The sequence below is a fragment of the Enterobacter sp. AC1 genome (assembly GCF_050434705.1).
Taxonomy (GTDB): Bacteria; Pseudomonadota; Gammaproteobacteria; order Enterobacterales; family Enterobacteriaceae; genus Enterobacter; species Enterobacter cloacae_L.
On sequence record NZ_JBNDIZ010000001.1, the window covers coordinates 265097 to 287303 of the forward strand.

Annotated in this window: 21 protein-coding genes; 12 read left to right on the plus strand and 9 right to left on the minus strand. The window is 53.7% G+C overall.

Annotated features, from left to right (window positions below):
* Positions 1 to 6 precede the first annotated feature (6 nt).
* Positions 7 to 597: a cob(I)yrinic acid a,c-diamide adenosyltransferase gene (cobO, locus tag M2433_RS01280; RefSeq protein ID WP_429052328.1), complete on the minus strand. Its 591-nt coding sequence runs from the start codon at positions 595 to 597 to the stop codon at positions 7 to 9.
* A complete protein-coding gene (locus M2433_RS01285) occupies positions 594 to 1355 on the minus strand; it encodes a YciK family oxidoreductase (protein WP_429052329.1) in 762 nt (253 codons plus the stop codon). Before M2433_RS01285 ends, cobO begins: the two co-directional genes overlap by 4 nt.
* A gap of 251 nt (positions 1356 to 1606) precedes the next feature.
* On the opposite strand from M2433_RS01285, the gene sohB reads away from it, so the two are divergent.
* Positions 1607 to 2653 (plus strand): protease SohB, encoded by a 1047-nt coding sequence (gene sohB, locus M2433_RS01290; RefSeq protein WP_429052331.1) that lies wholly within the window; start codon positions 1607 to 1609, stop codon positions 2651 to 2653.
* Between the two features lie 34 nt (positions 2654 to 2687).
* Here sohB and M2433_RS01295 read toward each other — a convergent pair whose 3' ends face one another.
* Positions 2688 to 2939, minus strand: a complete 252-nt coding sequence (locus tag M2433_RS01295) for a YciN family protein (protein WP_023312072.1) — start codon at positions 2937 to 2939, stop codon at positions 2688 to 2690.
* Between the two features lie 399 nt (positions 2940 to 3338).
* Here M2433_RS01295 and topA point away from each other — a divergent pair, with 399 nt between their 5' ends.
* The 5 genes from topA (at position 3339) to acnA (ending at position 10822) form a co-directional block, all read left to right on the plus strand.
* Positions 3339 to 5936 carry a type I DNA topoisomerase gene (gene topA, locus M2433_RS01300; protein ID WP_429052332.1) on the plus strand — a complete coding sequence of 866 codons (2598 nt, stop codon included), beginning with the start codon at positions 3339 to 3341 and terminating at the stop codon, positions 5934 to 5936.
* A gap of 187 nt (positions 5937 to 6123) precedes the next feature.
* A complete protein-coding gene (cysB, locus tag M2433_RS01305) occupies positions 6124 to 7098 on the plus strand; it encodes an HTH-type transcriptional regulator CysB (RefSeq protein ID WP_006175683.1) in 975 nt (324 codons plus the stop codon).
* A gap of 336 nt (positions 7099 to 7434) precedes the next feature.
* Entirely contained in the window at positions 7435 to 7575 is a 141-nt protein-coding gene (locus tag M2433_RS01310; protein WP_216689425.1) for a YmiA family putative membrane protein, read from the plus strand.
* 311 nt (positions 7576 to 7886) lie between these two features.
* The gene (gene ymiC, locus M2433_RS01315; RefSeq protein WP_429053094.1) at positions 7887 to 7985 is read left to right on the plus strand and encodes a small membrane protein YmiC; all 99 of its coding nucleotides are present in this window, start codon (positions 7887 to 7889) and stop codon (positions 7983 to 7985) included.
* A 161-nt stretch (positions 7986 to 8146) separates the two neighbouring features.
* Positions 8147 to 10822 carry an aconitate hydratase AcnA gene (acnA, locus tag M2433_RS01320; protein ID WP_429052334.1) on the plus strand — a complete coding sequence of 892 codons (2676 nt, stop codon included), beginning with the start codon at positions 8147 to 8149 and terminating at the stop codon, positions 10820 to 10822.
* Positions 10823 to 10859: 37 nt separating this feature from the next.
* Here the strand turns inward: acnA and ribA are convergent, their stop codons facing one another.
* Positions 10860 to 11450: a GTP cyclohydrolase II gene (gene ribA, locus M2433_RS01325; RefSeq protein WP_047348267.1), complete on the minus strand. Its 591-nt coding sequence runs from the start codon at positions 11448 to 11450 to the stop codon at positions 10860 to 10862.
* A gap of 197 nt (positions 11451 to 11647) precedes the next feature.
* Between ribA and pgpB the strand changes: the two genes are divergently transcribed.
* The 5 genes from pgpB to yciH all read left to right on the plus strand — a co-directional run bounded on the left by pgpB (position 11648) and on the right by yciH (position 15297).
* The gene (pgpB, locus tag M2433_RS01330; protein ID WP_059309867.1) at positions 11648 to 12415 is read left to right on the plus strand and encodes a phosphatidylglycerophosphatase B; all 768 of its coding nucleotides are present in this window, start codon (positions 11648 to 11650) and stop codon (positions 12413 to 12415) included.
* Between the two features lie 148 nt (positions 12416 to 12563).
* On the plus strand, positions 12564 to 12872 hold the full coding sequence (locus M2433_RS01335) for a LapA family protein (RefSeq protein WP_023312067.1): 309 nt from the start codon (positions 12564 to 12566) through the stop codon (positions 12870 to 12872).
* Between the two features lie 6 nt (positions 12873 to 12878).
* On the plus strand, positions 12879 to 14048 hold the full coding sequence (gene lapB / locus M2433_RS01340; protein WP_047348269.1) for a lipopolysaccharide assembly protein LapB: 1170 nt from the start codon (positions 12879 to 12881) through the stop codon (positions 14046 to 14048).
* A gap of 185 nt (positions 14049 to 14233) precedes the next feature.
* On the plus strand, positions 14234 to 14971 hold the full coding sequence (pyrF, locus tag M2433_RS01345) for an orotidine-5'-phosphate decarboxylase (protein ID WP_429052336.1): 738 nt from the start codon (positions 14234 to 14236) through the stop codon (positions 14969 to 14971).
* Positions 14971 to 15297, plus strand: a complete 327-nt coding sequence (gene yciH / locus M2433_RS01350) for a stress response translation initiation inhibitor YciH (protein ID WP_047348270.1) — start codon at positions 14971 to 14973, stop codon at positions 15295 to 15297. Before pyrF ends, yciH begins: the two co-directional genes overlap by 1 nt.
* 105 nt (positions 15298 to 15402) lie before the next feature.
* Here yciH and osmB read toward each other — a convergent pair whose 3' ends face one another.
* The 3 genes from osmB to M2433_RS01365 form a co-directional block, all read right to left on the minus strand.
* Positions 15403 to 15621 carry an osmotically-inducible lipoprotein OsmB gene (osmB, locus tag M2433_RS01355; protein WP_008501216.1) on the minus strand — a complete coding sequence of 73 codons (219 nt, stop codon included), beginning with the start codon at positions 15619 to 15621 and terminating at the stop codon, positions 15403 to 15405.
* Positions 15622 to 15884: 263 nt separating this feature from the next.
* Positions 15885 to 16637 (minus strand): DNA-binding transcriptional regulator YciT, encoded by a 753-nt coding sequence (locus tag M2433_RS01360; RefSeq protein ID WP_047348271.1) that lies wholly within the window; start codon positions 16635 to 16637, stop codon positions 15885 to 15887.
* Between the two features lie 43 nt (positions 16638 to 16680).
* Positions 16681 to 16863, minus strand: a complete 183-nt coding sequence (locus M2433_RS01365; protein ID WP_047348272.1) for a hypothetical protein — start codon at positions 16861 to 16863, stop codon at positions 16681 to 16683.
* Positions 16864 to 17056: 193 nt separating this feature from the next.
* On the opposite strand from M2433_RS01365, the gene M2433_RS01370 reads away from it, so the two are divergent.
* Positions 17057 to 17926 carry a crotonase/enoyl-CoA hydratase family protein gene (locus M2433_RS01370; protein WP_429052339.1) on the plus strand — a complete coding sequence of 290 codons (870 nt, stop codon included), beginning with the start codon at positions 17057 to 17059 and terminating at the stop codon, positions 17924 to 17926.
* Here M2433_RS01370 and pdeR read toward each other — a convergent pair.
* Both pdeR and M2433_RS01380 read right to left on the minus strand, forming a co-directional pair.
* Entirely contained in the window at positions 17923 to 19914 is a 1992-nt protein-coding gene (pdeR, locus tag M2433_RS01375; RefSeq protein ID WP_059309871.1) for a cyclic di-GMP phosphodiesterase, read from the minus strand. The genes M2433_RS01370 and pdeR overlap by 4 nt on opposite strands.
* Positions 19915 to 20238: 324 nt before the next feature.
* Positions 20239 to 22173, minus strand: coding sequence for an exoribonuclease II (locus M2433_RS01380; RefSeq protein ID WP_429052341.1), 1935 nt, complete (start codon positions 22171 to 22173; stop codon positions 20239 to 20241).
* Between the last annotated feature and the right edge of the window lie 34 nt (positions 22174 to 22207).

The window sequence follows — 22207 nt, forward strand, 5'->3', positions numbered from 1 at the left end:
TTTTTTTTAGTAATCAATCCCGATTTGCGCTTTGATGCCCGCATCGAAGGCGTGTTTCACCGGACGCAGCTCGCTGACGGTATCTGCCAGCTCCAGAATATCCCGATGACACCCGCGCCCCGTGACGATAACCGTCTGATGCGCAGGGCGGTTTTTCAGGGCTGTCAGTACGGCCTCCAGCGGCAGATAGTCGTAGGCGACCATGTACGTTATCTCATCCAGCAGAACCATATTCAGCGTGGGGTCGGCCAGCATCCTTTTGGCGTGCTCCCAGACGGCGAGGCAGGCTGCGGTATCGGTTTCCCGGTTCTGCGTGTCCCACGTAAATCCGGTGGCCATCACCTGAAACTCAACGCCGTGAGGCTCAAGTAAATTTCGCTCGCCGTTGGGCCATTCGCCTTTGATAAACTGGATAACGCCGACTTTCTGCCCATGGCCGACCGCGCGGGTGGCAGTACCAAACGCGGCAGTGGTTTTCCCTTTGCCGTTGCCGGTAAACACGATGACGATCCCACGTTCGTCCTGCGCTGCCGCGACGCGTGCGTCGACCTGTTCTTTCAGACGCTGCTGGCGCTGCTGATGACGTTCTTCACTCATTGCGAAATTCCCGGTTTACGGCCCGGCTGGGCATCAAAGGTCATCCCGGTCTTGCGGCGGCTGTCGTCGCCCATCAGCCAGAGATAGAGCGGCATAATATCGGCCGGAGTTTTCAGCTTCTGCGGATCTTCGCTCGGGAACGCGCTGGCGCGCATTTTGGTGCGCGTACCGCCCGGGTTAATGCAGTTCACGCGAAGATGGCGGCTCTGATACTCCTCCGCCAGCACCTGCATCATGCCTTCGGTGGCGAATTTTGATACGGCATAAGCACCCCAGTTTGCGCGCCCTTCGCGGCCTACGCTGGAGGAGGTAAAGACCAGGGAGCCTGACTCGGATTTGAGTAGTAAAGGAAGCAATGCCTGGGTGAGGAAAAACGTGCCGTTGACGTTAACCTGCATCACCTGCTGCCAGATATCCGGATCCTGTTCATCCATTGGCCGCACCTCGCCAAGCAGACCGGCGTTATGCAGCACGCCGTCGAGCCGCGGATAGTGGGTGCTGATGCGTCGGGCTAATTCCTGGCAATTCGCGGGCGTGCAGGTCAGTAAATCGAGCGTATACCACGGAACCGGAGTGCCGTATGCGGCCTCAATCTCCTGAGCGACGCTTTTCAGTTTTTCTTCGTTGCGCCCTATCAGAATAACGTTCGCGCCGTACTCGGCGTAGGTCAGGGCCGCCTCGCGGCCAATCCCATCGCTGGCACCGGTGACAAGAATGATCCGGTTCTGCAGCAGATTTTTTTGCGGTTGATAATGCACGGTGGCTCCTCAGGTGTCCGGTAATTCAGTGGCACCTTCATAATGACTTTTCGGCTTTATGCCCGAATTAGCATGAGAATTCAATCAGTCTACAGGACGCATTACTGTAAAATTAACAATTTGCAAATATTTAAACTACACGCCGGGGATTCCTGAAGGCGGCTCGCAGAGGTAATGTCACGAGCGAGACGCATGGGCAGGGCTGTTGTACACTGCCGTGAAAGATTCGTGGTTAAATCAAGGTGGAACGCGTGGAATTACTTTCTCAATATGGGTTGTTTTTGGCCAAAATCGCAACGGTAGTGATTGCCATTGCGGTGATTGCCGTTCTGATTGTCAACCTGACGCAGCGTAAGCGTCAGCGTGGGGAGTTACGCATCACCCGCCTGAGCGAGCAGTATAAAGAGATGCAGGAAGAGATGTCTCTCGCGCTGCTTGATAGTCATCAACAGAAATTGTGGCTGAAAGCGCAGAAGAAAAAGCATAAGCAGGATGCTAAAGCGGCAAAGGCAAAAGCGAAGCTCAATGCACCGCAGGATAAGGCCGCGCCACGCGTTTACGTGCTCGATTTTAAAGGCAGTATGGATGCGCATGAAGTTTCCTCTTTGCGGGAAGAGGTCACCGCCGTTCTGGCCGTGGCGACCCCGCAGGATCAGGTTGTTGTGCGTCTTGAAAGCCCGGGCGGCGTGGTTCACGGCTATGGGCTGGCCGCTTCGCAGCTGCAGCGCCTGCGTGAAAAACAGATCCCGTTGACCGTTGCCGTGGATAAAGTGGCGGCGAGCGGGGGCTACATGATGGCCTGCGTGGCGGACAAAATTGTTGCCGCGCCGTTCTCCATTATTGGTTCAATCGGCGTAGTCGCCCAAATTCCGAACTTTAACCGCTTCCTGAAAAATAAAGAGATTGATATCGAACTTCACACGGCGGGTCAGTACAAACGCACCCTGACGCTGCTGGGGGAAAATACGGAAGAAGGGCGTCAAAAATTCCGTGAAGATCTCAACGAAACGCATCACCTCTTTAAAGACTTTGTGCACCGGATGCGCCCGACGCTCGATATCGAACAGGTGGCGACGGGTGAGCACTGGTACGGAACCCAGGCGCAGGAGAAAGGGCTGGTGGATGAAGTCGGGACCAGCGATGACCTGCTGCTCAAGCTGATGGAAGGCCGGGAGCTGGTTGGGGTGCGCTTCACCCAGCGTAAGCGAATGCTGGATCGCTTTACCAACAGTGCGGCAGAGAGTGCGGACCGCCTGCTGCTCCGCTGGCTGCAGCGCGGACAAAAACCGCTGCTGTAAACAAAAACGCGAGGCATATGCCTCGCGTTTTGCATTAATCGACCAGGTGATATTTCTCTGAAAGCGTATGTGCCAGGTATTTAAACATGTTAAACACGGCGGTGCTTTTCGGGGTCGGTAACCCCTGTTCGTCAAGGAAGTATTCGCCGCTGAAAATCAGCACGCCATTACGCTGCTCTACGCCGGTGGCTTCAATGCCTGCCAGCGTATCTTCATGGTCACGGATAAGCTTGTTTGCTTCGATAAGCAGAGAGGCTCGGTCAATAGGTTGGGTCGTATTCTGCATAATCCACTCCTTAAACAGTGACAATAGTCTACGCCGCGGGCGCTTTGGGGGCAAATTTTCCCTGTAATGTGAGGGGGTAAGGTACCGGGACCCGGCTGGCAGGATTTGCTTTTGCATGCTAATAAAGTTGCGTAACGAATTTTATCAGGTAGAGTGTGCGCTTTCGTCATTCTGGCAACAGAATTGCTTGACATTCGACCTGGAATTCGTCACGAATTACACGAGATGTGAGAAAAATACCCGAAAACTCAATCACCTGGGCGTTTTTTGTTTGACGCTCAGTAAGACAAAGGGGTTGATATCTCCTGACGCAGTCGCAATATCAGTGGCTCGTCGTCAGTGGAAGGGAAATCAACGTGCGGCGTATTCCTGGAAGAATTAAATTAGGTAAAGGTGAATATGGGTAAAGCTCTCGTCATCGTTGAGTCCCCGGCAAAAGCCAAAACGATCAATAAGTATCTGGGTAATGACTACGTGGTTAAGTCCAGCGTCGGTCATATCCGCGATTTGCCGACCAGTGGCTCAGCCAGCAAAAAGAGCGCAGACTCTACCTCCACCAAAGGGGCTAAAAAGCCTAAAAAGGATGAACGTAGCGCGCTTGTCAACCGCATGGGTGTTAACCCATGGCACAACTGGGATGCACAATATGAAGTGCTGCCCGGGAAAGAAAAAGTCGTTAACGAGCTGAAGCAGCTTGCTGAAAAAGCAGACCACATCTATCTCGCAACCGACCTTGACCGCGAAGGGGAAGCCATTGCATGGCACCTGCGGGAAGTGATCGGTGGTGATGACAAACGCTACAGCCGTGTAGTGTTTAACGAAATTACGAAGAATGCGATTCGTCAGGCTTTTGAAAAGCCGGGCGAGCTGAATATCGACCGTGTAAACGCACAGCAGGCACGTCGCTTTATGGACCGTGTAGTGGGTTACATGGTCTCTCCACTGCTGTGGAAAAAGATAGCCCGTGGGCTGTCCGCAGGTCGCGTGCAATCCGTCGCTGTGCGTCTTGTCGTTGAGCGTGAACGCGAAATTAAAGCCTTCGTGCCGGAAGAGTTCTGGGAAGTTGATGCCAATGTGACCACGCCGGGCGGTGACGCTCTGCCGCTGCAGGTAAGCCACCAGAACGACAAGCCTTTCCGTCCAGAAAACCGCGACCAGACCATGGCCGCCGTGGCGCTGCTGGAAAAAGCGCGCTATCAGGTGCTGGAACGAGAAGACAAACCGACCAGCAGTAAGCCTGGCGCGCCGTTTATTACCTCTACGCTGCAGCAGGCTGCAAGCACGCGTCTGGGCTATGGCGTGAAGAAAACCATGATGATGGCCCAGCGCCTGTATGAAGCGGGTTACATCACCTATATGCGTACCGACTCAACCAACCTGAGCCAGGACGCGGTCAACATGGTGCGCGGCTACATTGGTGACAACTTCGGCAAGAAATACCTGCCGGAAAGCGCCAATCAGTTCGCCAGCAAAGAGAATTCTCAGGAAGCCCACGAAGCGATTCGTCCTTCCGATGTCTCTGTGCTAGCCGAATCCCTCAAAGATATGGAAGCCGACGCCCAGAAGCTGTATCAGCTTATCTGGCGGCAGTTCGTGGCGTGTCAGATGACGCCAGCGCAGTACGACTCCACCACGCTGACCGTCGGTGCGGGCGATTTCCGCCTCAAGGCGCGCGGTCGTATCCTGCGTTTCGACGGCTGGACGAAAGTCATGCCTGCGCTGCGTAAAGGTGATGAAGACCGAACGCTGCCGGCGGTGAACAAAGGTGACGAACTGTCTCTGGTTGAACTGATCCCGGCTCAGCACTTTACCAAGCCGCCTGCGCGCTTCAGCGAAGCCTCGCTGGTAAAAGAGCTGGAAAAACGCGGTATCGGTCGTCCGTCTACCTACGCGTCCATCATCTCGACGATTCAGGATCGTGGCTACGTTCGTGTTGAAAACCGTCGTTTCTATGCGGAAAAAATGGGTGAGATCGTCACCGACCGTCTGGAAGCCAACTTCCGCGAGTTGATGAACTACGATTTCACCGCGCAAATGGAAGACAGCCTCGACCAGGTCGCCAGCCACCAGGCGGAATGGAAAAAGGTACTCGATAGCTTCTTCAGCGACTTTACCGACCAGCTTGAAAAAGCGGAGAAAGATCCTGAAGAGGGCGGCATGCTGCCTAACCAGATGGTACTGACCAGCATCGACTGCCCAACCTGTGGCCGTAAGATGGGGATCCGTACTGCCACGACGGGCGTTTTCCTCGGATGCTCCGGCTACGCGCTGTCGCCAAAAGAGCGCTGCAAAACCACCATCAACCTGGTGCCTGAGAATGAAGTTCTCAACGTGCTGGAAGGTGACGATGCGGAAACGAACGCTCTGCGTGCCAAACGCCGCTGCAAAAAATGCGGCACGGCAATGGACAGCTACCTGATCGATCCAAAACGTAAACTGCACGTGTGCGGTAATAACCCAACGTGTGACGGATATGAGATCGAAGAGGGTGAGTTCCGCATTAAGGGCTATGACGGCCCTATCGTTGAGTGCGAGAAGTGTGGTTCTGAAATGCACCTGAAAATGGGACGTTTCGGTAAGTACATGGCGTGCACCAACGACGAGTGTAAAAACACGCGTAAAATTCTGCGTAACGGTGAAGTGGCGCCGCCGAAGGAAGATCCGGTTCCGCTGCCTGAGTTGCCGTGCGAGAAATCTGACGCATACTTCGTGCTGCGTGACGGCGCTGCGGGTGTCTTCCTGGCCGCCAACACTTTCCCGAAATCGCGTGAAACGCGCGCGCCGCTGGTTGAAGAGTTGCATCGTTTCCGCGATCGTCTGCCTGAGAAACTGCGCTATCTGGCCGATGCGCCACAGCAGGATCCGGAAGGCAACAAAACCGTGGTACGCTTTAGCCGTAAAACCAAGCAGCAGTATGTTGCGGCGGAAAAAGAGGGTAAAGCGACCGGATGGTCAGCCTTCTTTGTCGATGGCAAATGGGTTGAAGGCAAGAAATAATCTTCCCTTACCGTAACTTACCTGTAAAAGGGCCGGACTTCCGGCCCTTTTTTATTGCCTGGTTATTATTTTTTGTTCCGTACTATACAGTCAGGCTATAAATGATATAGTGGTTATAGTTAACCTGTTTTTTATTATTAAATCGTCTTAAGCGATTGACCGCGTGCGCTAAATCGGATGGTCTGGCATGAAATTACAGCAGCTTCGTTATATCGTTGAGGTGGTGAATCACAACCTTAACGTCTCTTCCACCGCCGAGGGGCTATATACCTCTCAGCCGGGCATCAGCAAACAAGTTCGTATGCTGGAGGACGAGTTAGGTATCCAGATATTTGCCCGTAGCGGTAAGCACCTCACCCAGGTGACGCCAGCGGGCCAGGAAATCATCCGCATCGCGCGGGAAGTCCTCTCTAAAGTCGATGCGATTAAGTCTGTCGCAGGGGAACATACCTGGCCGGATAAAGGCTCGCTGTATATTGCCACAACGCATACGCAGGCGCGCTATGCGCTGCCGGGCGTCATTAAGGGCTTTATCGAGCGCTATCCCCGCGTTTCTTTGCATATGCATCAGGGCTCGCCAACGCAAATTGCGGAGGCGGTATCGAAGGGCAACGCGGACTTTGCCATCGCGACGGAAGCCCTTCATCTGTATGACGATCTGGTGATGCTCCCGTGCTACCACTGGAACCGTTCGATTGTCGTGACGCCCGATCACCCGCTGGCGGGCAAGGGGTCGGTGACGATTGAAGAGCTGGCACAGTATCCTTTAGTGACCTATACGTTTGGCTTTACCGGACGGTCTGAGCTTGACACGGCGTTTAACCGGGCTGGGTTAACCCCGCGTATTGTCTTTACCGCGACCGATGCCGACGTGATTAAGACCTATGTCCGGCTTGGTCTGGGGGTGGGCGTTATTGCCAGCATGGCGGTCGACCCGGTGTCAGACCCTGACCTGGTGCGCCTTGATGCGCATGATATTTTCAGCCATAGCACCACAAAAATTGGGTTCCGCCGCAGCACCTTCCTGCGTAGCTATATGTATGATTTTATTCAGCGCTTTGCCCCTCATTTAACGCGTGACGTGGTTGATACCGCCGTTGCATTACGTTCAAATGAAGATATCGAAGAGATGTTTAAAGATATCAAACTCCCTGCAAAATAATCACACCCGGTATCTTTCCCTTACGGAAAGATACCGAAATAACCCCTCAAAGCTAAATTAGAATTATCTTCATCTACGCTTCCTGCCAAATAATGTCAGTATCCTTTTAATTTATGTGGTTATAATGTCGTGAATTGGCGACAAAAGTAGAAACTAATTAACGGCTACGCAAATTTTTCTTTTCAATTATTTATTTCTGGTCAAAAGATTGAATATTTCCTACCTCTTGATGCGTAAATTCACTGGCTTTTCGGCTAAAGTTTCTTTAGGATTTATCTCAACAGATGATTAATTGTACCAATTGTTTGGTCCTAAATGATAAGCGATATCGATTGTATGAGGTTAGCAATGCCTTCAGGAAGTGAAGAACCGCAAAGGGATCCTGCGCTCAAGCGTAAAGCCTGGCTGGCGGTCTTTCTCGTTTCCGCCCTGTTTTGGGTGGCTGTTGCTCTCCTAGCCTGGAAATATTGGGGTTAAATATGGCAGTGACGGTTCGTACAGCAACGGTAAAACAGATGTGTCAGCATCGTGACAATGGTCACAGAGGGCGTAAAGCACCTGCGACTGTTGTACCCGCGTCCTGGAAACTGACGCCGCAGCAGCAAGCGTTTATTGATGTGTTCGCAGAAGACGAACCCAAAAAACAATAATTTAGTTTATTGTGTAATGATGCAAATAGTGTGAATAACGACTCTGCACTTTTGTACTCTTTAATAAATACACATCAGCAATATAGCACTGAGGACAAACCTCGGAACTTTTTATAAATAATGCCTGGTGTCCCTATGATGAATAACATGACGTCTCACAAATACTGGTCATGGATCGGCGTTTTTACCGTGTCGATTCTGTTCTGGAGTCAGCTCATCTGGTTGGCCCTCAACTAAATTGTAAAACCTCGCTACGGCGGGGTTTTTTGTTTCTCCCCTCTGGACCAATCCGAAATTTATCAATTTGGGTTGTTATCAAAACGTTACGACATCTTTGTGTTATCTTTAATTACGGCCCTGACGATTGTCAGGGCATCTCTGTGATTAAGGAGGAGCTTATGTCGTTAACCCTACGCGAAGCCAGTAAGGACACATTACAGGCAGAAAATAAAACCTGGCATTACTACAGCCTGCCGCTGGCTGCCAGAACGCTTGGGGACATTTCGCGTTTACCCAAGTCATTGAAAGTTTTACTGGAAAACCTGTTGCGCTGGCAGGACGGTGATTCCGTCACCCTCGACGATATCCAGGCACTGGCCGGGTGGCTTAAGAATGCCCATGCCGACAGAGAAATTGCCTACCGCCCGGCGAGGGTCCTGATGCAGGACTTTACCGGCGTTCCTGCCGTGGTTGATTTAGCCGCGATGCGCGAGGCCGTTAAGCGTCTCGGCGGTAATACGGCAAAAGTGAATCCACTTTCCCCTGTTGACCTCGTCATTGACCACTCCGTCACCGTTGACCACTTCGGTGATGATGCCGCTTTTGGTGAGAACGTGCGCCTGGAGATGGAGCGTAACCACGAACGCTACGTATTTCTGAAGTGGGGGCAACAGGCGTTCAGCCGGTTTAGCGTGGTTCCACCGGGTACCGGTATTTGTCACCAGGTTAACCTTGAATATTTGGGCAAAGCCGTCTGGAGCGAACTGCAGGATAAAGAGTGGGTGGCCTATCCGGACACGCTGGTGGGCACGGACTCCCATACCACCATGATCAACGGCTTGGGTGTGCTGGGCTGGGGTGTCGGCGGTATTGAAGCGGAAGCCGCCATGCTCGGCCAGCCGGTTTCCATGCTCATCCCTGATGTGGTGGGCTTCAAGCTGACGGGTAAACTGTCTGAAGGCATTACCGCTACCGATCTGGTGCTCACCGTTACCCAGATGCTGCGCAAGCATGGTGTTGTAGGCAAGTTTGTTGAATTTTACGGCGACGGACTGGATTCGCTGCCGCTGGCCGACCGCGCCACCATTGCCAATATGGCGCCGGAATATGGCGCAACCTGCGGCTTTTTCCCTATCGATGACGTCACGCTCGAGTACATGCGCCTTAGTGGTCGCAGCGAAGAGCAGGTGGCGCTGGTGGAGGCGTACACCAAAGCGCAGGGCATGTGGCGAAATCCGGGTGACGAACCGGTCTTCACCAGTTCGCTAGAGCTCGATATGGGGAGCGTCGAGGCGAGCCTCGCCGGGCCTAAACGTCCTCAGGATCGGGTTGCGCTGACTGACGTGCCAAAAGCATTTACCGCCAGCAATGAGCTGGAAGTGAACGTGGCGAAGAAAGACCATCGTCCAATCGACTATGTTCTGAACGGTCATCAGTATCAGCTTCCGGACGGGGCGGTGGTTATTGCAGCCATTACCTCCTGCACCAATACCTCGAACCCCAGCGTGTTAATGGCGGCCGGTTTGCTGGCTAAAAAAGCGGTAGAACTTGGGCTAAAACCTCAGCCGTGGGTCAAGGCCTCGCTGGCACCGGGCTCCAAGGTGGTATCAGATTACCTGGCTCAGGCCAGGCTGACGCCGTACCTCGACGAACTGGGCTTTAACCTCGTGGGCTATGGCTGTACGACCTGTATCGGTAACTCCGGTCCGCTGCCTGAACCCATTGAAACAGCGATCAAGCAGGGCGATCTGACGGTTGGCGCAGTCCTTTCCGGCAACCGAAACTTTGAAGGGCGAATTCATCCGCTGGTAAAAACCAACTGGCTCGCCTCGCCGCCACTGGTGGTGGCCTACGCCCTGGCAGGGAACATGAATATCAACCTGGTGACCGATCCGATTGGTCACGATCGCAAGAATGACCCTGTCTACCTGAAAGATATCTGGCCGTCATCGCGTGAAATCGCGCTGGCCGTTGAAAAGGTCTCGACCGAAATGTTCCGCAAAGAGTATGCGGAAGTCTTTGAAGGTACGCCGGAATGGAAAGCCATTAACGTCGCAGGTTCGGATACCTATGACTGGCAGGATGACTCGACCTATATCCGTCTGTCGCCGTTCTTTGATGAGATGCTGGCCGAGCCGGCGCCGCTTAAGGATATCCACGGCGCGCGCATCCTGGCGATGCTGGGGGATTCGGTCACGACCGACCACATCTCTCCGGCGGGGAGCATCAAAGCCGATAGCCCGGCAGGCCGCTATCTGCAAAGCAGGGGGGTGGAACGCCGTGATTTTAACTCCTACGGTTCGCGCCGCGGTAATCATGAAATCATGATGCGCGGCACGTTTGCCAACATCCGCATTCGTAACGAAATGGTACCGGGGATTGAAGGGGGCATGACGCGCCATCTGCCGGGGACGGAAGTCGTGTCGATTTATGATGCGGCCGTGAAATATCAGCAGGAAGGAACGCCGCTGGCGGTGATCGCCGGGAAGGAGTACGGTTCCGGCTCAAGCCGTGACTGGGCGGCGAAAGGTCCGCGGCTGCTTGGCGTTCGTGTGGTTATCGCCGAATCGTTCGAACGTATTCACCGCTCGAATCTGATCGGTATGGGGATCCTGCCGCTTGAGTTCCCGCAGGGCGTGACGCGCAAAACGCTGGGCCTGACTGGAGAAGAGCAGATTGATATCAGCGATCTGCAAAACCTGAAGCCGGGAAAAACGGTGCTGGTGAAGTTAACGCGGGCTGACGGGAAAACCGAGGTGCTGGAATGCCGGTGTCGTATCGATACGGCAACCGAGCTGACCTATTACCAGAACGACGGCATCTTACATTATGTGATTCGCAAGATGCTGGATTGATGAAGCAAGCCCGGCACCCGTGCCGGGCTTTTTACGTTTACTCGTTCAGGAGATGGCCCATTTTAGCCGCTTTGGTATCTAAATAGTGGGCGTTTTTTGGGTTACGGCCGACAATCAGCGGGACACGCTCAACGATATTGATCCCGGCTTCGGTCAGGATCTCCACTTTTTTCGGGTTATTGGTCAGCAGGCGAACTTCATCCACGCCCAGCAGCTTGAACATATCGGCACACAGGGTGAAGTCACGTTCGTCAGCGGCAAAACCGAGTTGGTGGTTCGCTTCAACGGTATCGTAGCCCTGGTCCTGAAGCGCGTAAGCGCGGATTTTATTCAGCAGACCAATATTACGACCTTCCTGACGGTGATAAAGCAGCACGCCGCGACCTTCTTCAGCAATATGAGAAAGGGCCGCTTCCAGCTGGAAACCGCAATCACAGCGCAGGCTGAACAACGCATCGCCGGTAAGACACTCTGAATGTACGCGGGACAGCACCGGCGTCTGCCCTGAAATGTCGCCGTACACCAGCGCGACATGATCCTGTCCGGTTGCCAGTTCTTCAAATCCGACCATCAGGAAATCGCCCCATGGGGTTGGCAGTTTGGCTTCTGCCACACGTTTAAGCTGCATGTGATTCTCCAGAGTAGGCTGACACGTTTCGCGTCGTTGCCCTGTTTTGCTTTCTGTATCCGTTCATTTTGCCACAAGCTCAGCATGTTCGCCTAATGGGCGCCACGCTATATGAACGTTAAACGCACGATCCGACATATCCACCGAGTGAATAAATTTCAGTTATGATTGTGGCGCTTAGCGAAAAAGGAGAAGACATGCTTTCGATCGCCAGACGTACGGCAGCAGGTGCGGCCATTTTACTGATTATGCCTCTGGCCGTATGGGCCTCAGGGTGGATATGGCAGCCCGGGCAGAACGCCACGTGGCTGAAATCGTTATACTGGATAACGGAAACGGTCACTCAGCCGTGGGGGATCATTACCCACGTGCTTCTCTGCGCCTGGTTCCTGTGGTGTTTGCGCTTTCGTCTGCGCGCGGCGCTCATGCTTTTTGCGATCCTCGGTGCTGCCATTGTTATTGGCCAGGGCGTCAAGTCCTGGGTGAAAGATCGCGTTCAGGAGCCGCGTCCTTTTGTCGTCTGGCTGGAAAAAGCGCATCATGTTCCGGTAGATGAGTTCTACAATTTAAAGCGTAAAGATCGCGGTGCATTGGTAAAAGAACAGCTTTCGGAACAGCAGGATATCCCGAAGTTTTTGCGTAAACACTGGCAAAAAGAGACGGGGTTCGCGTTTCCTTCCGGTCACACCATGTTTGCGGCCAGCTGGGCGTTACTGGGCGTTGGGCTGCTTTGGCCAAGACGTCGGACGGTCACTATCGCGATTTTACTGGTCTGGGCTACGGGTGTGATGGGCAGCCGCCTGCTTCTGGGAATGCACTGGCCGCGGGACCTGGTTGTCGCTACGCTTATTTCATGGCTGCTGGTGACGCTGGCGACCTGGCTTGCTGAACGATTCTGCGGCCCGCTAACGCCACCGCCAGAAGAGAAAGAAGAAATAGCCGAAAGGGAGCAAAGCGACGCCTGACGGTTGATATTCCGTATTTTGCCCATAAATCCATGGCTGGCGCGTTACTTTTTCCGTTTCGCGCCCGTCACTAAAATGGTAGTTTATAAGGCTGATTGCGGTGAGTTGAACACACTTTATTCGCTTGAACCACATAACGGGAAGTAATGTGAAATATTTACTCATTTTCTTACTGGTATTGGCGATTTTTGTCATTTCAGTCACATTGGGTGCACAGAACGATCAACAGGTGACGTTTAACTATCTGCTGGCCCAGGGCGAGTATCGCGTGTCGAGCCTGCTGGCGGTCTTATTTGCTGCGGGCTTTGCCATTGGCTGGCTGGTTTGCGGTCTGTTCTGGTTAAAAGTCCGTGTCTCTCTTGCGCGCGCTGAACGTAAAATTAAACGACTCGAAAATAACATTGCGCCTGCGTCCGACATTCCGGAAAGCTCCGGTGTGCCGGTCGTGAAGGAATAATCGACTATGCTGGAGTTGTTGTTTCTGCTTTTGCCTGTCGCCGCAGCCTATGGCTGGTATATGGGCCGCAGAAGTGCGCAACAAACAAAACAGGATGAGGCCAATCGTCTCTCCCGCGACTACGTGGCGGGGGTGAACTTCCTCCTGAGCAATCAGCAGGACAAAGCGGTAGATCTGTTCCTCGACATGCTGAAAGAGGATACCGGTACTGTTGAAGCGCATCTCACCCTCGGAAACCTGTTCCGCTCGCGGGGTGAGGTCGATCGCGCCATCCGTATCCACCAGACCCTGATGGAAAGCGCCTCGCTGACCTACGATCAGCGTCTCCTTGCGGTGCAGCAGCTGGGGCGCGATTACATGGCTGCGGGGCTGTACGACCGCGCTGAAGATATGTTCTCCCAGCTGGTGGACGAAACGGATTTCCGTATCGGTGCGTTGCAGCAACTGCTGCAGATTTATCAGGCCACCAGCGACTGGCAGAAAGCCATTGATACGGCTGAACGACTGGTGAAGCTGGGTAAAGATAAGCAACGCGTTGAGATAGCGCATTTCTACTGCGAGCTTGCCCTTCAGCAGATGGGCAATGACGACATGGACAAAGCCATGGCGTTGCTGAAGAAAGGGGCCGCCGCAGACCGCAACAGTGCGCGTATCTCCATCATGATGGGGCGTGTCTTTATGGCGAGTGGCGACTATGCCAAAGCCGTTGAGAGCCTGCTGCGCGTCATTGATCAGGATAAAGAGCTGGTCAGTGAAACGCTGGAAATGCTGCAAACCTGCTACCAACAGCTGGGCAAGCAGGAAGAGTGGGTGGCATTCCTGCGTCGCTGCGTAGAAGAGAATACCGGGGCGACCGCGGAACTGATGCTCTCAGACGTGGTTGAGCAGTATGAGGGAAGCGACACCGCGCAGGTTTATATTACCCGACAGCTGCAGCGCCATCCGACCATGCGGGTTTTCCATAAGCTGATGGATTACCACCTGAACGACGCTGAAGAAGGGCGCGCCAAAGAGAGCCTGATGGTGCTGCGCGACATGGTTGGCGAGCAGGTGCGCAGCAAACCGCGCTATCGTTGCCAGAAGTGTGGTTTTACCGCCTATACGCTCTACTGGCATTGTCCTTCCTGCCGCGCATGGTCCACCATTAAGCCAATTCGTGGTCTGGACGGGCAGTGATTTTTTAAAAGACCTCACTTTAGTTACAACATACTGTTCCGTTTCTCACAGCTTCTGACTCCGTGCAGTTTGCCGGCCTGGCAGGAAAGCAAATGGATTCTGTCAATTTGCGGCGCCGGCAGGTAGAATGCTCGCCGTTTATCTGTTCCGCGCCGCTGCGCGCCCATAGACGAAAAGGGCTGGTCATGACGTCTGTTACATCCTCCACTTCCCGCATAGTTACGGATTCTCCTGTTGTTGTTGCGCTTGATTACAATAAGCGTGACGCTGCACTGGCGTTTGTCGACGGTATCGACCCTCGCGATTGCCGTCTGAAAGTTGGCAAAGAGATGTTCACGCTCTTTGGACCGCAAATCGTTCGCGATCTGCAGCAGCGCGGCTTTGACGTTTTCCTCGACCTCAAATTCCATGATATCCCGAATACCACAGCGCACGCCGTGGCTGCAGCCGCCGATCTGGGCGTATGGATGGTTAACGTCCATGCATCGGGTGGGGCGAGAATGATGACGGCTGCCCGTGAAGCGCTCCTGTCGTACGGTAAAGATGCGCCACTGCTGATTGCGGTCACCGTGCTGACCAGTATGGACGAAAGCGATTTACGCGACCTCGGCGTGACGTTGTCACCTGCCGAACATGCCGAGCGTCTCGCACGTCTGACGCAGCATTGCGGTCTTGATGGCGTCGTCTGCTCCGCGCAGGAGGCCGGGCGCTTCAAATCAGCACTGGGTCAGGAGTTTAAGCTGGTCACCCCGGGGATCCGTCCTGCTGGCAGTGAAGTCGGCGATCAGCGACGCATTATGACCCCTGAGCAGGCACTGGCTGCAGGCGTTGACTACATGGTCATCGGTCGTCCGGTGACGCAGTCCGCAAACCCGGAAGAGACGCTTAAGGCTATCAACGCGTCGCTGAAAAAGGGGGCATAATGACCGATTCTAACAGTCGTCTGGTTTACTCAACCGACAGCGGGCGTATCGACGAACCGAAAGCGAAAGCCGAGCGTCCTAAAGGTGACGGTATTGTTCGGATCCAGCGTCAGACCAGCGGGCGAAAAGGCAAAGGGGTGTGCCTTATCTCCGGAATTGACCTGGATGATGCGGAGCTGACAAAGCTGGCGGCCGAGTTGAAAAAGAAATGTGGCTGCGGCGGTGCCGTGAAAGACGGCATTATCGAAATCCAGGGAGATAAACGCGATTTAATAAAATCGCTGCTGGAAGCCAAAGGCATGAAGGTCAAACTGGCGGGCGGCTAAAATAAATAAGCCACGGCAAATGCCGTGGCTCGTGTTATATACGTGCGTATGTCAGACCTGAAATGCGTTCAAATATCGCAATGCCGCGGAAGGCTTATAGAATAATTATTTGCCGACCTGGTGACCGATAATACCACCGACAGCAGCGCCACCTAATGTACCCAGCGTACTACCATCCGTTAATACTGCACCACCGAGAGCACCGGCACCGGCACCAATCGCGGTGTTACGGTCACGTTTAGACCAGTTAGAGCATGCGCTCAGGGACATAGCTACAGTGATTGCCAGAACAGCGGCGGCTAATTTTTTGCTGGTTAAGGTCATAATACTTTCTCCTGAATTATCGATTCACGGAAAGATGTACACGTTAAGTATAGACGAATCGAATACTTAATTCTGTTCTCCGTGAAAGCTGGTCGCGCAGGCGTTACGTAATCACGCAGGTGATAGTCACTTCCTGTTATATCGCTAACATTAATTTTACGACTTTAGGGCGAGTTAAACAGGTAAAAACTCTTAAAGAAGTACCAGGAATCATCTCAGAGAAAGAAGGGCGAGAGCGCCCGAAATTCGGGCGCACAGAGGGCTCAGGCGGTTGTTTTAATAATATTGACGATGAGACCGTCATCTTCCAGTTTATTACGGTGCTCTTCGCGTAAACGTTCGTCAGTAATAACGCGGCTAAAGCGAGAAAGAGGCCCCATCGTATACGGGTGAACGGCGCCGAATTTAGAGCTATCGGTGAGCACAATGGCTTCACACTCTTTTTCCAGTACGGCATTCACGACGTCAGAGCGCATCATATCCCGGCCGGTGAACCCCGTCTCAGGCTGCCAGCCGTCAATCCCGATAAAGGCCTTACTGAAATGAACCTGCTGGACGTACTGGCGGGTCAGCGGGCCAACCATGCTTTCGCTTTTTTTCTGGTAAATACCGCCCAGCAGAATAACCTCGCAGCGCGTCTCTTTGAGCAAATGCGCGATATAGCTACTGACGGTGATGATGGTAACGTCTTTTTGATCGGCAAGCGTGCGCGCCAGAAGGGCATTACTGCTGCCGTTTTCAATAAAGACCGTTTCACCATTGTTCACTAATGACGCGGCAAATTCCGCCAGTTCACGTTTGAGCGCGTAGTTATTCATCATGCGCGTCTCAACGTCATCGCTGTCCAGCGGGACGGCATAGCCGTGCGCGCGACGCAGGTAGCTCTGTTTTTCCAGCAGATTAAGATCCTGACGGATTGTGACTTCAGACACGCCGGTCGTTTTAGCGAGATCGACTACGCTTACGCGTCCCTGATCGATGACCATCTGCAAAATGAGTTGTTGTCGGGAATTCATAGCATCCATTTAATAAAGCGAAACGAGATCGGAAACGGTGGGCTTAAACTTCCCACGGCGCTTTGGGCTGTCTGTTTTCAGGTGGCACGTCAGCGCCGTTCTGAGCAAGAAGTTCAGACTTCAGGATCTCGAGATTGCGGATAGCAGAGTGATAATCGCCTGCCACCAGGATATCCAGCACGGTATCAATACGTTGTGCTACAGCTTGTGCATCAATAGTCGACATAATCTCACCCCCAGGCGCGAAAAGTTAATATTTTCAATGATGCAGAAATTAGGATCAAAAGAGAAGGGAAAAAATACAATAACTAAATTACTTAAACGGAAGTGATAAATTTATTCCCCCTCATGTAGCGGGCTTATTGAGTGGATTAGTCTAAAACTGCGCGCAACGCGCTTTTTATAAGAGGAATGAGACTATGACCGTTATCAATCAGCCTACCTGCACACTGTTTACCGATACTGAACGGTTCACTCAGCTGTCAGGGTATTACGAGGCGGAGCGACGCACAGTCTGGATGATGCTGCGGGCCCAGCCGCGTCCTTGCTTCAACCACGCGTTAATCGAGGAGATCATGAACTTTGCATGGCTGGTTCGCCAGTCTGGTTTTGCGGTTGATTTTTGGGTAACCGGTTCGCTGGTTCCCGAGATGTACAACGTCGGCGGTGATTTGCAGTTCTTCGTCGAGTGCATTCAGAACGGACGTCGGGAGGCGCTGCGAGCGTACGCGCGCGCCTGCGTTGACTGCGTTCACGCGGCATCCCGCGGGTTTGATACGGGCGCCGTCTCTCTGGCAATGGTCGAAGGCAGTGCGTTAGGCGGCGGGTTTGAGGCGGCGCTGGCGCACCATTTCGTTCTGGGTCAGCGCGATGCCCGTTTAGGTTTCCCGGAGATTGCCTTCAATCTCTTTCCCGGCATGGGGGGGTATTCTCTGGTAGCACGCCGTTCAGGCATGAAGCTGGCGGAGGAACTCATCTATAAAGGGGAATCCCATACGGCGGAATGGTACGAACAGCACGGGCTGGTGGATGTCCTGTTTGAGCCCGGGCAAAGCTATGTCTCCACCAGAACCTTCATCGATACGCTGCGGCCAAAACTGAATGGCGTAAGGGCGATGCTGCGCGCCCGTACGCGCGTCCTGCAATTGCCTCGCAGTGAACTGATGGACATCACGGAAGACTGGGTTGATGCTGCGTTCTGCCTGGAGCCGAAGGATATCGCCTACATGGAGCGTCTGGTGATGCTGCAAACCCGCCATCAAGCGGCGGGTTTGCGGAAAGCCAGTTAACGCTGTTTACGCGCTTGATATCGTTTTAGCCATCGCTCGAATGCGGCAGCGGGCATCGGCTTAGCAAACAGAAAACCCTGCCGTTCGTTGACGCCGTTCTTGGTCAGAAAGGCGTCTTCTTTTGCACTTTCGACCCCTTCAGCAATCACCTGCAGGTTCAGCGCCTGCGCCACCGCGACGATGGCGCGCACCAGAGACTGGGAAATTGACTGCTTATGAATATCCCTGACAAAGGATTGATCGAGCTTGATGGCGTCGATGGGGAAACGGGCTAGCTGGGAGAGGGAAGAGTAGCCGGTACCAAAGTCGTCCAGGTGAATTTGCGCCCCGAGTCGGCTGAACTGCTGGATCACCGAGAGCGCCAGCTCTTCATTCTCGATAAGACAGCTTTCGGTTAATTCAACGTCTACGGGGCAGTATTCAAAATTAAGATCTTTTAGCGCCTGCTTTAAGTCACTGAAAATAGTCTGGTCGGCCAGCTGTCGCGCTGAGACGTTCACGGCCACGCGCAGGTTTATCCCCTTATCGCGCCATTTCGCCACCTGGCGAACCACATCAAGCATGACCCAGCGCCCCAGCGGCACAATCAGGCCCGACTCCTCGGCATAAGAGATGAACTCCAGCGGCGGAATCAAACCGCGTTCCGGCGATTGCCAGCGGACCAGCGCTTCAAGGCTTCTGATCTCCCCGCGCCAGGTTATTTTAGGCTGGTAGTGGATCAGGAGCTGATCGTTATCCAGCGCTTTACGCAGGTTGGTATCCAGCCAGAGATACTCAAACACGCGCTGGTTCATCTCGGGCGAGAAGACGCAGAACTTGCCGCGACCGTTCTCTTTGGCGGTATACATGGCGGTGTCGGCGTTACGAATGACGCTTTCCCGGTCGTTGCCGTGCTGCGGAGCGAGGGCGATGCCCAGCGAGCAACCGGTGTAAATCTCAATCAGACCGATTCTGAACGGCTGGCGCAGGCGGGTCAAAATACGCGACGCCATCGCTTCCAGAGAGCCCTGTGAGGTATTGGTGGCCATGACGATAAACTCATCGCCGCCAAGTCTTGCCAGCACCTGTCCTTCATCCAGACAGCTCAAAATGGCGAGAGCGACGGCCTGTAACAGCTGATCGCCAAACATATGCCCGTAGGCGTCGTTGACCTTTTTAAAGTTATCCAGATCGAGATACACCACGCCAACCTGCGTATCGCCGCGGCTGGCGATGGCGTCGGAAATCAGTTCATGGATGGCATTGCGGTTTGGCAAGCCGGTGATGGTATCGGTATTGGCCAGCACGCGCAGCCGCTCCTGCGCGCGACGTTCCTCGGTAATATCGGTACCGGAACAGATAAGGAAAATTTCATTTTTACCGCTGCCGCTGTGAACGAATTTGTTTCTGAACAGAAACAACCGCTGCCCTTTACGCGTTTTAATCCAGCGTTCGACCTCGTAGGAGCTGCCGTTACGGAAGAAACCGGTGATATTACGCTTTGAGGCCGCCGCTTCGCTGCGGCTCATAAACAGCTTAAACACGTTCTGACCAATCACTTCGTGTTCTTTCAGGCCGGTATACTCTTCGCTCAGCCGGTTAAAACGCTGAATATTGCCGTTTTGATCGAGAATAACAATGACGGAGTTGGCCTCTGAGACAACCTGTTCCGCGAAAGAGAGCCCCTGAGCCAGATCGCGCGCGACGGAGGGCGTATCGTTCCAGGCGGACGCGGTGCCGGCCCACTCGTTGCGGGTAATTTTGCGCCCCACGAGATGCACCGGAACATCTTCCCCGTACAAAGAGAGCGACATGGAGATGCTGGAGGTAATAACCGTTAACTGACGGATGAGATCGGCCTGTTCATCGTCCAGTGAAACCACCTGAGTGACATCGGCGTTTTCGCTGGTGGCAAGGTGCAGAGCATTGCTGTCAGCTGACAGGCGCCACCAGGGGCTATGCGTCCCCATGTAACGAAACAGCAAATTCTGCTCCAGATCGTCCATCATGTCTTCTCCCGCCGCTGTTCATTAGCGCACAAATTATTCATTTGCAGTCGACTTTTCCGTTGCGAAACAGCGGCAAAACCGAAGTGAACTTATTGTTTTTTCCCTGTTTTTTTATATTAAAACGAGTCGGGTAAAAAAGAATGCTCAGCGTATAAAAATTCACGTAACCGAATATAACAACACTCTTTTACTGTAGATAATTATGGCGAGTTTGGGCGGCGGTAAACGGAAAATAGTGAGAAAAAATGATGATTTTGTGGCGGGGATAAAAAGAAACATTGTCGGCCCCTCCGGAAAGGAAATGGCCGACAATTTAACAGGTTATCAGGCGACAGGGCGCGCGATAATACTGCGGGTTTCCATGCGGACTTCGGCGATGTTGACGTCAATCACGTCTGTGACCTTGTAAACTGTTTCACCTTTAATTTGCACCGTCCCGTTTTCCTGACTGCAGACCATTTCATCGCGCACGGCATGCAGGAATGGAGCAGGGATAAAGGCGACAGCGCCGTTATCGACCAGACGGACGCGCATACCGCCGCGGCTGATATCAATGATCTCAGCTGCGAAACGGGTATCCGTACCGGCTTTATCCTGCAGGAAGCGCGCGTACAGCCAGTCTCCCACGTCACGCTCCGCCATGCGGTTCAGGCGGCGACGTTCGGCCATCTGCAGCGTGGTATCGTCCTGAGGACGCGCGATCGTTTCGCCTTTGATAATCGCTTTCAGCAGACGGTGGTTAACCATATCGCCATACTTACGGATTGGAGAGGTCCAGGTAGCGTAAGCTTCAAGGCCAAGACCAAAGTGCGGGCCTGGCTCTGTGCTGATTTCCGCGAAGGACTGGAAGCGACGAATGCGGCTGTCCAGGAAACCGGACGGCTGCGCGTCCAGCTCACGACGAAGTTTGCAGAAGCCCGGCAGCGTCAGCACCTCTTCCGGATCAACGTGCACATCGTGATTCTTCAGCAGGGCCGCCAGCGCTTCGGTGTTCGCAGGATCAAAACCGGTGTGGACGTTGTAAATGCCGAAGCCCAGCTTGTCGCGCAGCACGCGTGCGGCACAAATGTTGGCAGAAATCATCGCTTCTTCAACTATGCGGTTCGCAATGCGTCGCGGCTCGGCCACGATGTCCAGCACTTCGCCTTTTTCACCCAGAACAAAGCGGTAATCCGGACGGTCTTTGAACACCAGCGCGTGGGTTTTACGCCACTCGCCGCGGTTCAGACAGATGCGCTGCAGCAGACGGATCTGCGCGGCAATAGCGTCTGATTCAGGTTTCCAGCTACCGGTATTTTCAAGCCAGTCGGACACGTTATCGTAGGCCAGCTTGGCTTTCGATTCGATGGTAGCGGCAAAGAACTCGATATCGTCTTCAATCGCGCCATCCGCTGCGATGGTCATGCGGCAGGCAAGGACCGGGCGCACTTCATTGGGACGCAGCGAGCAGAGATCGTCTGACAGTTCGCGCGGCAGCATTGGAATGTTGAAGCCCGGCAGGTAGTTGGTGAAGGCACGGATTTTCGCCGCGTCATCCAGCTTGCTGCCTTCGGTAATCCAGGCGGTGGGATCGGCAATGGCAACCGTCAAATGCAGTTTGCCATCGGCGCTCTCTTCAGCGTAGAGCGCGTCATCCATATCTTCCGTGCTGGCGCTGTCGATGGTGACAAACTCCAGGGCAGTGAGATCGCGACGCGTCAGACCTTCGTCCTGCATCTCCGTCGCTACGCCGTTAGGTGCTTCTTTTTCAAGATTGTGGCGTGCGAGCGTGACCCACCACGGCACGAAATGGTCGGCGCCAAAGGTGATGAACTGAGTCAATTCAGCATAAAAACCGCGGTCACCTTTCAGAGGATGACGGCGCATTTCTGCTACGGCCCAGTCACCTTCTTTAAAATCATGCTCGACGCCGCGGGCGGCGCGGCAGGGGATGGCATCTTTCAGCAGGGGATGATCCGGCACGATAGACAGACGATCGTCTTTTCTCTGCACCTTACCCACAAAGCGGGTCAGGAACGGTTCGATCAGTTCTTCCGGCTCGGCGGACTCTCGTTCCTTTTCGGTATGAATGACGGCCATGACGCGGTCGCCATGCATCACTTTCTTCATCTGCGGTGGCGGAATGAAGTAGCTTTTCTGCGCGTCAACTTCAAGGAAGCCAAAGCCCTTTTCCGTGGCTTTTACGACCCCTTCTGCACGCGGCGTCTGGGAATGCAGTTGCTGTTTAAGCTGCGCTAGCAGCGGGTTGTCCTGAAACATAATGTTCTATTTTCGTAGCCATTGAGCGGCTGAC

Coding starts and splice junctions, on each gene's coding strand:
- M2433_RS01370 (WP_429052339.1), top strand. CDS start 17,057: ATGACCGTTATCAATCAGCCTACCTGCACACTGTTTACCGATACTGAA.
- ribA (WP_047348267.1), bottom strand. CDS start 11,450: ATGCAGCTTAAACGTGTGGCAGAAGCCAAACTGCCAACCCCATGGGGC.
- M2433_RS01380 (WP_429052341.1), bottom strand. CDS start 22,173: ATGTTTCAGGACAACCCGCTGCTAGCGCAGCTTAAACAGCAACTGCAT.
- cobO (WP_429052328.1), bottom strand. CDS start 597: ATGAGTGAAGAACGTCATCAGCAGCGCCAGCAGCGTCTGAAAGAACAG.
- M2433_RS01310 (WP_216689425.1), top strand. CDS start 7,435: ATGAGGTTAGCAATGCCTTCAGGAAGTGAAGAACCGCAAAGGGATCCT.
- osmB (WP_008501216.1), bottom strand. CDS start 15,621: ATGACCTTAACCAGCAAAAAATTAGCCGCCGCTGTTCTGGCAATCACT.
- pyrF (WP_429052336.1), top strand. CDS start 14,234: ATGACGTCTGTTACATCCTCCACTTCCCGCATAGTTACGGATTCTCCT.
- M2433_RS01365 (WP_047348272.1), bottom strand. CDS start 16,863: ATGTCGACTATTGATGCACAAGCTGTAGCACAACGTATTGATACCGTG.
- ymiC (WP_429053094.1), top strand. CDS start 7,887: ATGAATAACATGACGTCTCACAAATACTGGTCATGGATCGGCGTTTTT.
- yciH (WP_047348270.1), top strand. CDS start 14,971: ATGACCGATTCTAACAGTCGTCTGGTTTACTCAACCGACAGCGGGCGT.
- cysB (WP_006175683.1), top strand. CDS start 6,124: ATGAAATTACAGCAGCTTCGTTATATCGTTGAGGTGGTGAATCACAAC.
- topA (WP_429052332.1), top strand. CDS start 3,339: ATGGGTAAAGCTCTCGTCATCGTTGAGTCCCCGGCAAAAGCCAAAACG.
- acnA (WP_429052334.1), top strand. CDS start 8,147: ATGTCGTTAACCCTACGCGAAGCCAGTAAGGACACATTACAGGCAGAA.
- M2433_RS01360 (WP_047348271.1), bottom strand. CDS start 16,637: ATGAATTCCCGACAACAACTCATTTTGCAGATGGTCATCGATCAGGGA.
- pdeR (WP_059309871.1), bottom strand. CDS start 19,914: ATGATGGACGATCTGGAGCAGAATTTGCTGTTTCGTTACATGGGGACG.
- M2433_RS01295 (WP_023312072.1), bottom strand. CDS start 2,939: ATGCAGAATACGACCCAACCTATTGACCGAGCCTCTCTGCTTATCGAA.
- pgpB (WP_059309867.1), top strand. CDS start 11,648: ATGCTTTCGATCGCCAGACGTACGGCAGCAGGTGCGGCCATTTTACTG.
- lapB (WP_047348269.1), top strand. CDS start 12,879: ATGCTGGAGTTGTTGTTTCTGCTTTTGCCTGTCGCCGCAGCCTATGGC.